Annotated in this window: 12 protein-coding genes; 11 read left to right on the top strand and 1 reads right to left on the bottom strand. The window is 53.9% G+C overall.

Translation table 11 applies throughout. The features are described 5' to 3' along the window. Positions 1-86 precede the first annotated feature (86 nt). From glmS to phoU, 10 genes are all read left to right on the top strand, one after another. The gene (gene glmS / locus IM291_RS17790) at positions 87-1,916 is read left to right on the top strand and encodes a glutamine--fructose-6-phosphate transaminase (isomerizing) (RefSeq protein WP_047366743.1); all 1,830 of its coding nucleotides are present in this window, start codon (positions 87-89) and stop codon (positions 1,914-1,916) included. 443 nt (positions 1,917-2,359) lie between these two features. Continuing rightward, on the top strand, positions 2,360-2,941 hold the full coding sequence (locus IM291_RS17785) for a chaperone-usher fimbrial major subunit (protein WP_047366742.1): 582 nt from the start codon (positions 2,360-2,362) through the stop codon (positions 2,939-2,941). Between the two features lie 69 nt (positions 2,942-3,010). Next, positions 3,011-3,697 (top strand): fimbrial chaperone, encoded by a 687-nt coding sequence (locus IM291_RS17780; RefSeq protein ID WP_192987415.1) that lies wholly within the window; start codon positions 3,011-3,013, stop codon positions 3,695-3,697. 17 nt (positions 3,698-3,714) lie between these two features. Continuing rightward, positions 3,715-6,237 (top strand): fimbria/pilus outer membrane usher protein, encoded by a 2,523-nt coding sequence (locus IM291_RS17775; protein ID WP_049001584.1) that lies wholly within the window; start codon positions 3,715-3,717, stop codon positions 6,235-6,237. A 9-nt stretch (positions 6,238-6,246) separates the two neighbouring features. Then, positions 6,247-7,320: a fimbrial protein StgD gene (gene stgD, locus IM291_RS17770; RefSeq protein ID WP_053087970.1), complete on the top strand. Its 1,074-nt coding sequence runs from the start codon at positions 6,247-6,249 to the stop codon at positions 7,318-7,320. A gap of 245 nt (positions 7,321-7,565) precedes the next feature. After that, positions 7,566-8,606, top strand: coding sequence for a phosphate ABC transporter substrate-binding protein PstS (gene pstS / locus IM291_RS17765; RefSeq protein ID WP_028014923.1), 1,041 nt, complete (start codon positions 7,566-7,568; stop codon positions 8,604-8,606). 81 nt (positions 8,607-8,687) lie between these two features. Next, entirely contained in the window at positions 8,688-9,647 is a 960-nt protein-coding gene (pstC, locus tag IM291_RS17760; RefSeq protein WP_028014924.1) for a phosphate ABC transporter permease PstC, read from the top strand. Next, positions 9,647-10,537, top strand: a complete 891-nt coding sequence (pstA, locus tag IM291_RS17755) for a phosphate ABC transporter permease PstA (protein WP_014881893.1) — start codon at positions 9,647-9,649, stop codon at positions 10,535-10,537. Before pstC ends, pstA begins: the two co-directional genes overlap by 1 nt. A gap of 47 nt (positions 10,538-10,584) precedes the next feature. After that, positions 10,585-11,358, top strand: a complete 774-nt coding sequence (pstB, locus tag IM291_RS17750) for a phosphate ABC transporter ATP-binding protein PstB (RefSeq protein ID WP_010426574.1) — start codon at positions 10,585-10,587, stop codon at positions 11,356-11,358. 26 nt (positions 11,359-11,384) lie between these two features. Further along, positions 11,385-12,110, top strand: coding sequence for a phosphate signaling complex protein PhoU (gene phoU, locus IM291_RS17745; RefSeq protein ID WP_003861153.1), 726 nt, complete (start codon positions 11,385-11,387; stop codon positions 12,108-12,110). 44 nt (positions 12,111-12,154) lie between these two features. Here the strand turns inward: phoU and yieH are convergent, their stop codons facing one another. Next, positions 12,155-12,820: a 6-phosphogluconate phosphatase gene (yieH, locus tag IM291_RS17740; protein WP_047366739.1), complete on the bottom strand. Its 666-nt coding sequence runs from the start codon at positions 12,818-12,820 to the stop codon at positions 12,155-12,157. Positions 12,821-12,985: 165 nt separating this feature from the next. On the opposite strand from yieH, the gene adeP reads away from it, so the two are divergent. Next, the gene (gene adeP / locus IM291_RS17735) at positions 12,986-14,323 is read left to right on the top strand and encodes an adenine permease AdeP (protein WP_145965165.1); all 1,338 of its coding nucleotides are present in this window, start codon (positions 12,986-12,988) and stop codon (positions 14,321-14,323) included. The last annotated feature ends 33 nt before the right edge of the window (positions 14,324-14,356 follow it).

Here is a 14,356-nt window from a genome sequence, read left to right as displayed (position 1 = left end):
CTCTCTACAAGGCTCGGGGCGCCCGGAAAGGGTAAATACAGGTCAGCGACAACGCAGGCATAATGCCTAAATTCGGAATCTAAAATATGTGTGGAATTGTTGGCGCAGTTGCGCAGCGTGATATTGCTGAAATCCTTCTCGAAGGTTTACGTCGTCTGGAATACCGTGGTTACGACTCTGCCGGTCTGGCTGTCGTGGATGCAGAAGGGCATATGACCCGTCTGCGTCGTCTCGGTAAAGTGCAGATGCTGGCCCAGGCCGCGGAAGAACACCCGCTGCACGGGGGTACCGGTATTGCGCACACCCGCTGGGCGACGCACGGCGAACCGTCTGAAGGTAACGCGCATCCGCATGTGTCTGAACACATCGTGGTGGTGCATAACGGCATTATCGAAAACCACGAACCGCTGCGCGAAGAACTGAAAGCGCGCGGCTATACCTTCGTCTCTGAAACCGACACCGAAGTGATTGCTCACCTGGTGCACTGGGAGCTGGCAAAGGGCGGTACGCTGCGTGATGCGGTGCTGCGCGCTATCCCTCAGCTGCGCGGTGCATATGGTACGGTGATCATGGACTCCCGCGATCCATCTACCCTGCTGGCCGCGCGTTCCGGTAGCCCGATGGTTATCGGTCTGGGCATGGGTGAAAACTTTATCGCTTCCGATCAGCTGGCGCTCCTGCCGGTGACCCGTCGCTTTATCTTCCTGGAAGAGGGCGATATCGCGGAAGTGACTCGCCGCAGCGTGACCGTCTTCGACACCAAAGGCGAGCAGGTGAAGCGTCAGGAGATCGAATCTAACCTGCAATACGACGCGGGCGACAAAGGCGCTTACCGTCACTACATGCAGAAAGAGATCTACGAGCAGCCGAACGCTATCAAAAACACTCTGACCGGGCGCATCAGCCACGGCGAGGTGGATCTGAGCGAGCTGGGGGCAAACGCCAACGAACTGCTCGGCAAGGTTGAACATATTCAGATCGTAGCCTGCGGTACCTCATATAACTCCGGTATGGTCTCTCGCTACTGGTTTGAATCCCTGGCGGGCGTGCCATGCGACGTGGAAATCGCGTCTGAGTTCCGCTATCGCAAGTCTGCGGTGCGTCGTAACAGCCTGATGATCACCCTTTCCCAGTCCGGCGAAACGGCGGATACGCTGGCAGCGCTGCGTCTGTCTAAGGAATTGGGTTATCTGGGCTCGCTGGCCATCTGTAACGTCCCGGGCTCATCCCTGGTGCGTGAGTCCGATCTGGCGCTGATGACCAAAGCGGGTACCGAAATCGGCGTGGCCTCCACCAAAGCGTTTACCACTCAGTTGACCGTTCTGCTGATGCTGGTGGCGAAGCTGGCGCGTCTGAAAGGCGAAGATGCTTCCGTTGAGCACGACATCGTTCACGGTCTCCAGGCGCTGCCGAGCCGTATTGAGCAGATGCTGTCTCAGGACAAACGCATTGAAGCGCTGGCGGAAGATTTCTCTGACAAACATCACGCCCTGTTCCTGGGTCGTGGCGATCAGTACCCGATTGCGCTGGAAGGCGCACTGAAGCTGAAAGAGATCTCCTACATCCATGCGGAAGCCTACGCGGCAGGCGAGCTGAAGCATGGCCCGCTGGCGCTGATTGACGCGGATATGCCGGTCATTGTTGTCGCACCGAACAACGAACTGCTGGAAAAACTGAAATCCAACATCGAAGAGGTACGCGCCCGCGGCGGCGTGCTGTACGTCTTCGCTGATAAAGATGCCGGTTTCGCCAGCAGCGACAACATGCACATCATCGAGATGCCGCATGTGGAAGAGGTGATTGCACCGATCTTCTACACCGTTCCGCTGCAGCTGCTGGCTTACCACGTGGCGCTGATCAAAGGCACCGACGTTGACCAGCCGCGTAACCTGGCGAAATCGGTCACCGTAGAATAATCCCTTCTGTTAATGGCTACACGACGTGTAGCCATTTTTTCCTTACTTTTTTCTCATCAGCTTTCTCTTTGCTATCAATCATCTTATTCTGACGCATTTCGTTACTTTATTGTGTGAATAATGAACGAGATTGCTTCTGAGCATTAGTATTTTCTATTTTGATCACTAAACGATCAGCTTTTATTAACGGAATCCTAAAAATGGTTTGTTTATAAAATATGTGCCCTTTTTATGTGTATACTGAAAAGGAATTTTAATGATAAAGCAAAAATAATATTATATTTGTTTTTCTCTATTATTATTCCAGCTCTGGTTTGTCATTATTCCATTAATTTAAACTCCCCCCTTGAAGATCATTCTTCCCGAAGAATATTATTTCATCGCATTTGGGATGGCGTTGTCTTTATGATAAACGCAATATTGATTTAATTAATGGAGTTATCATGAAAAATAATGGAATTACGGTGGCGATTGCACTCGCATCGGCCTTAATGGCAGGACAATCATTTGCTGCGGATGGTACGGTTCATTTCCGCGGAGAGGTTATTGATTCAACGTGTGAAGTGACGCCTGATACCGCCGATCAGACGGTGAATATCGGCCGCGTTGCCAAAACGACGTTCTCCGGCATTGACTCAACGGCGTCAGTAAAAGATTTCCATATTAAACTGGAGAAATGCCCTGCAACCTATACTCAGGCAGCAGTTCGTTTTGACGGAACAGAAGATAAAGACACCATCGGCAAAGGATATTTGTCTATTGGCACGCCTGTTAACGGTGAAGCGGATACTGACGGTATTTACACCGGCGAAGGTGAAGCCGTTACGGCTACCGGCGTTGCAATCAAGCTCTTCAACCTGAACGATGATACGGCGATCCCGCTGTATAACAATTCAAATTATGTTGCTATCACCGACGGCAAAGCGGACATGGGCTTTAAAGCGAAGTTTGTGCAGACGCTGGCTACGGTTACGCCGGGTACAGCGAACGCGGATTCCCAGTTCACCATTGAATACCTGAAATAATCTTCAGCTGTTCGCCAGGAGCCTGTTTTATCCTTTTGCAGGCTCCTCCACAGGATGTGAGGATAACTGATGTATTTACGGCGTTTGTTGACTCTGTTCATCATGCTCTCTTTTTCATTTTTAACACCCTTGTCGACGGCTGGCGTCATTATTGGCGGAACCCGCGTTGTTTATAGTAGCGATAAATCCGATGCGACAATTAGCATAAAAAATAACGAAGCGACCACGCCTTATCTCATACAGACGTGGGTCGATCCTTTTAAAGGCGATACAGCGTCGAATAAACCTCCTTTTACCGTTATTCCGCCGGTTTCAAGGCTGGAGGCCGGGCAGGAGAAAGTATTGCGCATCATGAAAGTGAAGGGCGAACTGCCTCACGATCGGGAATCGCTGTTCTGGCTCAACATCAAAAATATTCCGCCGTCCAGTTCAAACCCCAATTCGCTCGAAATTGCGATTAAGACGCGGATAAAACTTTTTTGGCGTCCGGCGACCCTGAATATCACGCCTGAACGGGCTGCGGCGAAGGTTAAATGGCGTGTTCAAAACCGGCAGCTCGTGATTGAAAATCCGAGCCCGCTACATATTAACGTTATGAATGTTACCGTCGATGGTAAAGACGTTACGTTAAATATTATTCCCCCTTTTGACACCGTGCGTTTGCCGCTTCCGGATGGCATTAACGGCCGCGCGCTGGTCTGGCGTTTCGTTAACGATTTTGGGGCAATCAGTCAGGAAATTCACGTCACGCTGTAAACATAGGGATGTTTGATATGGGGTGTTTCCGTTTTTTCATTGCGCTGGCCTCGGGGGTATCTCTCGGCTTTTCAGGCGTGACGCTGGCAAAAGATATCTTTAACCCTGCGCTTCTTGAAATTGACCATCCGGTGGATGTTGATATCCACCAGTTTAACCGCGCCAATACGTTACCTGCGGGCTCTTATAAGGTTGATATTCATGTTAACGATGAGTTTATCGGTAGCCGGGAGGTCACCTTTATTGAAGATAAGGCTGGCGATAGGCTGCATCCCTGTTTTAAGCACGTCAGGACGGTGCTTGCGGAGCTCGGGGCTAAGGTGGCGGCGATCGGTTCGCTGGATCGCCTGGACGAAAACGCCTGTGTGGACCCTACCCCGCTGATCCCTGGCGCCACATGGACATTCGATACCGATAAGCTGCTGCTCAACGTCACGCTGCCGCAGATTTACATTGATACCACCGCCCGCGGCACCATCAATCCTGCCCGCTGGGATGAAGGTATTAATGCGCTAATGATGAACTATGACTTTTCCGGCTCCAGCACGTTGCAGTCTGATGATGACGACAACAGCGATTTCTACTACCTGAACCTGCGAAACGGGGCGAACATTGGCGCGTGGCGTTTACGCAATTACAGCACGCTAAACATCATCGACGGTCATTCGGATTACCATTCCATCAGCACCTATGTGCAGCGAAACCTTGCGACGTTACGCAGCCAGATCATGCTGGGTGATACCTGGACCGCAAGCGATGTCTTTGACAGTACCCAGGTGCGCGGCGTGCGCCTGTATACCGATGATGAAATGCTTCCTTCCAGCCTGACGGGCTTTGCGCCGGTCGTCCGGGGCGTAGCGAAAAGCAATGCGACGGTGATTATTCGGCAGAATGGCTACGTCATTTATCAATCTGCCGTGCCGCAGGGGCCATTTGCGCTTAAAGATTTAAACACCACCAGCTCCGGCGGCGACCTGGACGTGACCATAAAAGAAGAAGACGGCAGTGAGCAACACTTCACGCAGCCCTACGCCTCGCTGGCCATCCTCAAGCGTGAAGATCAGACCGACGTTGATATCAGCGCGGGTGAACTGCGCGATCAAAGCGAATTCCAGCCCAACGTTTTTCAGGCGCAGGTTCTGCACGGCTTTCCTGCCGGGATAACGGTATACGGTGGCGTGCAGGCCGCGGAAGCGTATCGCTCGGCAGCGGTGGGGGTCGGCAAAGATATGGGTGCAGTTGGCGCGTTTTCCGTCGATATCACCCAGGCACGCGCGCAGTTTACGGACGAGGACTCAGAGGAGTCCGGCCAGTCCTGGCGTTTTCTCTATTCGAAACGGTTTGATGAGACGGATACCACGCTGAGGCTGGTGGGGTATCGCTACTCAACACAGGGCTACTACACCCTCAATGAATGGGCGTCACGCCAGAACAGTCAGCGCGATTTCTGGGTAACGGGCAACCGACGCAGCCGGCTTGAAGGGTCCTGGACGCAGAATTTCGGCGATGGCATGGGGAACATTTATCTCACGCTGAGCCGCCAGCAGTACTGGAAAACCGACGAAGTTGAACGCCTGGTTCAGCTTGGCTACAGCAATGTCTGGCGGTCGCTTTCCTGGAACCTCTCCTGGAACTACAGCGATTCCATCACCACGGCGCAGAGCGCGGAGTATACAGATAGCGACGATCGAGAAAGCGAACAGGTTTTTATGCTGTCGTTCTCCGTGCCGCTGTCAGCATTGCTGCCGGACAGCTATGTGAGCTACGGCCTCACGCAGAACAACAGCGGAAAAGGAATGCACCAGCTTGGCCTGAACGGTACGGCGCTTGATAACCGTAATCTCTCCTGGAACCTCCAGCAGTCCTGGGATGCGGATGACAGTGTGTACAGCAGCAGCGCGGGGGTGGGATATGACGGAACCTATGGTTCGGTTAACGGCAGCTATGACTACAACCAGGACAGCCAGCGGCTCAACTACGGCGCGCGCGGCGGGATCCTGCTGCATGGCGATGGAGTGACGTTCTCGCAGGAGATGGGCGAAACCGTGGCGCTGATTAAAGCACCCGGTGCAGCCGGTCTGGCAATGGAAAACGGCACCGGTACGGCAACCGACTGGCGAGGCTACACCGTTCAAACGCAGCTTAACGCTTACGATGAAAACCGTGTGGAAATTGAGAGCGGCTATTTTGAAAAAGCGAACGTCGAGCTGGAGAACAGCGTGCTTAACGTCATCCCCACGCGAGGTGCGGTGGTGCGGGCGGAATTTATCACCCACGTTGGCTATCGCGTGCTCTTTGAGGTCACACAGGCCAACGGCAAACCGGTTCCCTTTGGCGCAGTGGCGTCTGCCGAACTGGCGACGGGCAGCGTGTCGGGCATTACCGGCGAGAATGGCGAACTCTATCTTTCGGGCATGCCGGAAGAGGGAACGTTCACGCTGAAGTGGGGGAGTGAAAAGACAAAACCTTGCAAGGTCCATTATCAGTTCCCCAAACCAACGGGTGTTGAACTGGTTCAAACAGCGGTCGTGTGCCAATAGGGAAATGAGATGAAACGACGTATCACTTTTATAGCAGTCGCCATGCTGCTTTTTACCCCTTTTTCCCACGCCGCGACGACAGAAGGCGGGGTGTGTTTCGCCATCGGCGGCACCTATATTTTCAACCTTAATCTTAACGGGGCAGAGATACCGGCAGATAAAAATCAGGCGGGAACCGAGGTGCGCGATCTGACGACCCTGCAATCGCCTTCCCGGTATAAACTGGGATGTAACTGCCTGACCCATTTCACCACCACTTTTCGTAGCATCTACTTCACCGCGCGTTCGCCCTTAAGCGTTGATACCGTAAAAAACGGGTATACCTACTACAGGTTGAACGACCAGCTCAGCATTGCGTCCTCTATTCACGTGTTGGGACGCGACTACCTTCCCGTTCCCTTTGAGGCCGAGCCCAACCGGGTGACATCCGGTCTTTACTGCTATGCCTCCGGTGAAGAAGGCTCAGAGGCAACGCTTGATACCGGTTCTCAGGTAAAATTATCGTTTTTAATCGACAAGCCCTTTATTGGAAAAGTTACCGTTCCGGGTACGACGATTGCCACGCTCTATGGCGGTATCGATGAAGCGTCCTCTCTGGCAAGTACCGAGAAGCTCGCCGAAATAAAAATTGCCGGAGACATCGTGGTACCGCAAAACTGCGAGATCGCGCCGGGTCAGTCGCTGGAAATTGATTTTGGAAAAATTCCCGCCAGCGCGTTTTCCGCCACCAAAGGCGAGGCGGTCGGTAGCCGCAAAATCCGCAAGATGATACAGGTGAAATGTACCGGCATGCTGGATGAGAACATCGTCCGATCCGCTTTCCATGCCGATCCCGTTGACGCTGACGCCACGATGATGAAAGTGAACGGCAATGATGACGTAGGGATCGTTATTTATGATAAATGGGACCGCGTCGTCAACGTCAATGGGGGGAGCATGGAGATGGATATGGGAGCCAACCAGGGGGGCGCCGAAGTTAACTCGCTCACCTTCTCTGCTGCCCCGGCCAGCGCGACGGGGAGTATTCCGAAGCCCGGCGCCTTTGAAGCCTGGGCAACCCTGACCCTCGAAATTCAAAATTAATGACAACGGCTGTTTATGACAGCCGTTGTCATATTCACATCTTTGAACCAGGCTTAACGCATCTCAGTGTGACATTATCATGACAGGGATATGATTTTATTTTTATTAAAATCATTAGCTTAACTCAAACACGTTGATTGTCATAAAACTGTCATATTTCGTACATTTATCTGTCACCTGTTTGTCCTATTTTGCTCATCGTAGCCACTTAAACAATGATTTACGAAATCCTTGCAGGAGACATTATGAAAGTTATGCGTACCACTGTCGCAACTGTTGTCGCCGCGACCTTATCTCTGAGCGCTTTCTCTGCTTTTGCAGCAGCAAGCCTGACTGGCGCTGGTGCAACCTTCCCTGCGCCGGTGTATGCCAAATGGGCGGATACCTACCAGAAAGAAACCGGTAACAAGGTTAACTATCAGGGTATCGGCTCCTCCGGTGGCGTAAAACAAATTACCGCGAATACCGTTGATTTCGGCGCATCCGACGCTCCGCTGTCTGATGAAAAACTGAATCAGGAAGGCCTGTTCCAGTTCCCGACCGTGATCGGCGGCGTTGTGCTGGCCGTTAACATCCCTGGCCTGAAATCAGGCGAGCTGGTGCTGGACGGCAAAACCCTGGGCGACATCTACCTGGGCAAAATCAAAAAATGGGATGACGAAGCCATCACTAAGCTGAACCCGGGCGTTAAGCTGCCTTCGCAGAACATCGCTGTGGTTCGCCGTGCTGACGGCTCTGGTACCTCCTTCGTGTTCACCAGCTACCTGGCAAAAGTGAACGAAGAGTGGAAATCGAAAGTCGGCTCCGGCTCTACCGTTAACTGGCCAACCGGCTTGGGCGGTAAAGGTAACGACGGCATCGCTGCCTTCGTACAGCGTCTGCCGGGCTCTATCGGTTACGTAGAATACGCTTACGCTAAGCAGAACAACCTGGCTTACACCAAACTGGTTTCTGCTGACGGCAAACCGGTTAGCCCAACCGAAGAGAACTTCGCTAACGCCGCGAAAGGCGCTGACTGGAGCAAATCCTTCGCACAGGATCTGACTAACCAGAAAGGCGACAACGCGTGGCCAATCACTTCTACAACGTTCATTCTGATTCACAAAGATCAGAAGAAACCAGAGCAAGGTACTGAAGTGCTGAAGTTCTTTGACTGGGCATACAAAAACGGCGGCAAACAGGCTAACGACCTGGATTACGCCAGCCTGCCAGACAGCGTGGTTGAGCAGATTCGTGCTGCATGGAAAACCAACGTGAAAGACAGCAGCGGTAAAGCATTGTATTAATTTAGCATTCTGACGAAAATGGCGGGTGGCGCTTGCGCTTACCCGCCGATTTCGTAAACGCGTTTAACAGAAGAGTGATTTATGGCTGCAACCAAGCCTGCATTTAACCCTCCGGGTAAAAAAGGTGACATGATTTTCGGCGCGCTGGTCAAACTGGCTGCGCTGATTGTGCTATTGCTGCTGGGCGGCATTATCGTGTCTCTGATTTTCTCCTCCTGGCCGAGCATTCAGAAATTCGGTTTCTCCTTCCTGTGGACCAAAGAGTGGGACGCGCCGAACGATATCTACGGTGCGCTGGTGCCGATTTACGGCACGCTGGTGACCTCGTTCATCGCCCTGCTGATTGCGGTTCCGGTAAGCTTCGGTATTGCGCTGTTCCTGACGGAACTGGCGCCGGGCTGGCTGCGTCGCCCGCTGGGTATTGCCATCGAACTGCTGGCGGCCATCCCAAGTATCGTATACGGCATGTGGGGCCTGTTTATCTTTGCGCCGCTGTTTGCCACGTACTTCCAGGAGCCGGTAGGTAATGTTCTCTCCGCCGTTCCGTTTGTGGGAGCCCTGTTCTCTGGCCCGGCATTCGGTATCGGTATTCTGGCGGCAGGTGTGATCCTCGCCATCATGATTATTCCGTACATTGCGGCGGTAATGCGCGATGTCTTCGAACAAACCCCGGTGATGATGAAAGAGTCGGCCTACGGCATCGGCTGTACCACCTGGGAAGTTATCTGGCGCATTGTCCTTCCGTTCACCAAAAATGGGGTGATCGGCGGCGTAATGCTGGGCTTAGGTCGCGCGCTGGGTGAAACTATGGCGGTCACCTTTATCATCGGTAACACCTACCAGCTCGACAGCGCTTCACTCTATATGCCGGGTAACAGTATTACCTCCGCGCTGGCAAACGAATTTGCCGAAGCGGAATCCGGGCTTCACGTCGCAGCGCTGATGGAACTGGGGCTGATTCTGTTCGTTATCACCTTCATTGTTCTGGCGATTTCCAAGCTGATGATCCTGCGTCTCGCGAAAAATGAGGGGGCACGCTGATGGCAACTCTCGAAATGCAAAGCACCGCCCAGCTTGCCGAATCTCGCCGCAAAATGCAGGCGAAGCGTCGTTTTAAAAACCGCATTGCGCTGACGCTTTCCATGGCAACGATGGCATTCGGCCTGTTCTGGCTGATCTGGATCCTGATGTCCACCATCACCCGTGGTATTGATGGAATGTCTCTGGCGCTGTTCACCGAGATGACGCCGCCGCCAAATACGGCGGGTGGTGGTCTGGCGAACGCCCTGGCGGGCAGCGGCCTGCTGATCCTGTGGGCGACCGTTTTCGGTACGCCGCTGGGCATCATGGCCGGCATCTACCTGGCCGAGTACGGGCGTAAATCCTGGCTGGCAGAGGTGATTCGCTTCATTAACGACATCCTGCTTTCCGCTCCGTCGATTGTCGTGGGCCTGTTTGTTTACACCATTGTAGTCGCGCAAATGGAACACTTCTCCGGCTGGGCGGGCGTAATTGCGCTGGCGCTGCTGCAGGTGCCTATCGTCATTCGTACCACCGAAAACATGCTGAAACTGGTGCCGGATAGCCTGCGTGAAGCAGCTTACGCGCTGGGTACGCCGAAATGGAAAATGATTTCTGCGATCACCCTCAAAGCGTCGGTTTCCGGGATCATGACCGGTATCCTGCTGGCTATCGCCCGTATTGCCGGTGAAACGGCACCGCTGCTGTTTACTGCCCTCTCCAACCAGTTCTGGAGCACGGACATGATGCAGCCGATCGCCAACCTGCCGGTGACGATCTTTAAATTTGCGATGAGCCCATTCGCGGAATGGCAGCAGCTGGCCTGGGCCGGGGTGCTGATCATCACCCTTTGCGTACTGTTGCTGAACATTCTGGCGCGCGTCATTTTCGCGAAGAAGAAACACGGTTAATTTTTTACGGCGCGGCAGCTCGCGGCGTCGAATGAGGAAATGAGTCAATGAGTATGGTTGATACTGCCCCGGGTAAGATTCAGGTTCGTGATTTGAACTTCTACTACGGCAAATTCCATGCCCTGAAGAACATCAACCTGGATATCGCGAAGAACCAGGTCACGGCATTCATCGGTCCGTCTGGCTGTGGCAAGTCCACGCTGTTGCGTACCTTTAACAAAATGTATTCGCTCTATCCGGAGCAGCGCGCTGAAGGTGAAATTATCCTGGATGGCGAAAACATTCTGACCCAGGCCCAGGATATCGCCCTGCTGCGCGCTAAAGTGGGGATGGTGTTCCAGAAACCGACGCCGTTCCCGATGTCCATCTATGACAACATCGCGTTTGGCGTTCGCCTGTTTGAGAAGCTCTCCCGTGCGGACATGGACGAGCGCGTGCAGTGGGCATTGACCAAGGCCGCATTATGGAACGAAACCAAAGATAAACTTCATCAGAGCGGGTACTCTCTCTCCGGTGGTCAACAGCAGCGTCTGTGCATTGCGCGCGGTATCGCCATTCGCCCGGAAGTGTTGCTGCTGGATGAACCATGTTCAGCGCTGGACCCGATCTCAACCGGCCGTATTGAAGAGCTGATCACCGAGCTGAAGCAGGATTACACCGTGGTTATCGTGACCCACAACATGCAGCAGGCTGCGCGTTGCTCAGATCACACGGCGTTTATGTACCTGGGCGAGTTGATTGAGTTCAGCGATACGGACGCGCTGTTCACCCGGCCCGCGAAGAAACAAACCGAAGATTATATTACTGGCCGCTACGGTTGATTTGCCTTAGTGCATGTGGAGAAACCATGGACAACCTCAATCTTAATAAACACATTTCAGGCCAGTTCAACGCAGAGCTGGAAAGTATTCGCACGCAGGTGATGACCATGGGTGGCATGGTCGAGCAGCAGCTTTCTGATGCGATTACGGCAATGCATAACCAGGACAGCGAGCTGGCGAAGCGCGTCATCGAAGGCGACCATAACGTCAACATGATGGAAGTGGCGATCGATGAAGCCTGCGTGCGTATTATCGCCAAGCGTCAGCCGACCGCGAGCGACCTGCGTCTGGTAATGGCGATCATTAAAACCATCGCCGAGCTGGAACGTATTGGTGACGTGGCGGATAAAATCTGCCGCACCGCGCTGGAGAAGTTTTCCCAGCAGCATCAGCCGCTGCTGGTGAGCCTGGAGTCGCTGGGCCGCCACACTGTGCAGATGCTGCACGACGTGCTGGATGCCTTTGCGCGTATGGATCTGGACGAAGCGGTGCGTATCTACCGTGAAGACAAGAAAGTCGACCAGGAGTATGAAGGCATTGTGCGTCAGCTGATGACCTACATGATGGAAGATTCCCGTACCATCCCAAGCGTGCTGACGGCCCTGTTCTGCGCGCGCTCAATCGAGCGTATCGGCGACCGCTGCCAGAACATTTGCGAATATATTTTCTACTTCGTGAAGGGACAGGACTTCCGTCACGTGGGCGGCGACGAGCTGGACAAGCTGCTGGCGGGTAAAGATCCGAAAGAGTGATGGTTGTGGCGGGTGGCGCTGGCGCTTACCCGCCCTACGTTAGCTTAACGCGTAATATCCCACCCGCGTGCCTTCCACAACTCTGGCAATTGCGCCAGATCGGTAAAGGTCGTCACTTTTGGATGATCGATCGGCTTGTTGTGCGGATCGGCACAGAAGTAAAAAACCTCCATCCCTGCATCAATCCCCGACTGGGCACCCGCAGGCGAGTCATCCACCAGAATGCAGTTCTCCACGTTGACGTTCATCGCTTTCGCCGCGTGGAACATCAGGGCCGGATCGGGCTTCCAGCGCTGAATATCGTAGCCGCTGAACAGTTTTTCCGGAAAGTGGTGCAGCATTTCAAGCTTGCCCAGTGAATGCTGCATTTTGCTGACCGGACCGTTGGAAACTACGCAGATTGGCACCGTCATCGCATCCAGCAGCGCGTTAGCCCCGGCAATAACGTCCAGTTCTGAGTCGAAGAGGCGTGCGACCTCGGCGCGGTACACTGGTTCCAGCTCCGCTTTCGCCAGATCTACCCCGTGCTCTTCGTTAATGATGTCGATGATCTCGTACAGCTTCACGCCCTTAAAGCGTTTGAACACCTCTTCGAGATCGAGCGTAATGCCAAATTCCTGGAACATGGCGACATACGCGCGGGAACAAATGACCTCACTGTCGACCAGCGTACCGTCACAGTCGAAAAATACCGCTTCAATTCCGGACATGCCCTTCCCTTTTAACAAGTTTAACGTTTACGTACGACAGATTTACGAGACGCAATCGTTGCCGTATAAGCATAATCAATGAAAAAAGTATCCCGTAACCGCCACTATTGTCGCATTTTGGTATAGGATAGCGACGAATTTTCCCTCCTTGTTCGGAAATTGATGATGAGTCAACAACACACAACCCAGACATCTGGTCAGGGTCTGCTTGAGCGCGTATTCAAACTGCGCGAGCACGGCACAACGGCACGCACCGAAGTGATCGCCGGTTTCACCACCTTCCTGACGATGGTCTATATCGTTTTTGTGAACCCGCAAATTCTGGGCGTCGCTGGCATGGACACCAGCGCCGTCTTTGTTACCACCTGTCTGATCGCGGCCCTTGGCAGCATCCTGATGGGCGTTTTCGCTAACCTGCCCGTGGCGCTGGCACCCGCTATGGGCCTGAATGCGTTCTTCGCGTTCGTGGTGGTTCAGGCGATGGGCCTGCCGTGGCAGGTTGGTATGGGCGCTATCTTCTGGGGTGCGGTCGGCCTGCTGCTGCTGACCATCTTCCGCGTCCGCTACTGGATGATTGCCAATATCCCGGTGAGCCTGCGCGTGGGTATCACCAGCGGTATCGGTCTGTTCATCGGCATGATGGGGCTGAAAAACGCCGGTGTGATCGTGGCGAACCCGGAAACGCTGGTGAGCATCGGTAACCTGACCTCGCACAGCGTGCTGCTGGGCGTGCTGGGCTTCTTCATCATCGCGATCCTGGCGTCGCGCAACATCCACGCTGCGGTGCTGGTCTCTATCATCGTGACCACGCTGCTGGGCTGGATGCTGGGTGACGTGCATTACAGCGGTATTGTCTCTGCGCCGCCGAGCGTCTCTACCGTGATTGGTCACGTTGACCTGGCGGGTTCCCTGAACCTGGGCCTGGCGGGCGTGATCTTCTCCTTCATGCTGGTCAACCTGTTTGACTCCTCCGGTACGCTGATTGGCGTGACGGACAAAGCGGGTCTGGCTGACGAGAAAGGCAAATTCCCGCGCATGAAGCAGGCGCTGTATGTGGACAGCATCTCTTCCGTGGCGGGTTCTTTCATTGGCACCTCATCTGTTACCGCTTACATTGAATCCTCTTCCGGCGTGTCCGTGGGTGGCCGTACCGGCCTGACGGCGGTGGTGGTGGGTATCCTGTTCCTGCTGGTGATCTTCCTCTCTCCGCTGGCGGGTATGGTTCCACCGTATGCGGCTGCCGGCGCGCTGATTTACGTGGGCGTGCTGATGACCTCGAGCCTGGCGCGCGTGAAGTGGGAAGATTTAACCGAAGCGGTGCCGGCCTTTATTACCGCCGTGATGATGCCGTTCAGCTTCTCGATCACCGAAGGTATCGCGCTGGGCTTTATCTCTTACTGCGTGATGAAGATCGGTACCGGCCGTTTCCGCGAACTCAGCCCGTGCGTGATTATCGTTGCGCTGCTGTTTGTGTTGAAGATTGTGTTTATTGACGCGAAATAAACAGGTTTGTTCCCTCTCCACGTGGGAGAGGGC

The organism is Enterobacter cloacae complex sp. P27C (assembly GCF_014895705.1).
Lineage (GTDB): Bacteria > Pseudomonadota > Gammaproteobacteria > Enterobacterales > Enterobacteriaceae > Enterobacter > Enterobacter bugandensis.
The sequence above is the reverse complement of the archived record's forward strand: the minus strand, read 5'-3'. Positions and strand labels throughout refer to the sequence as shown.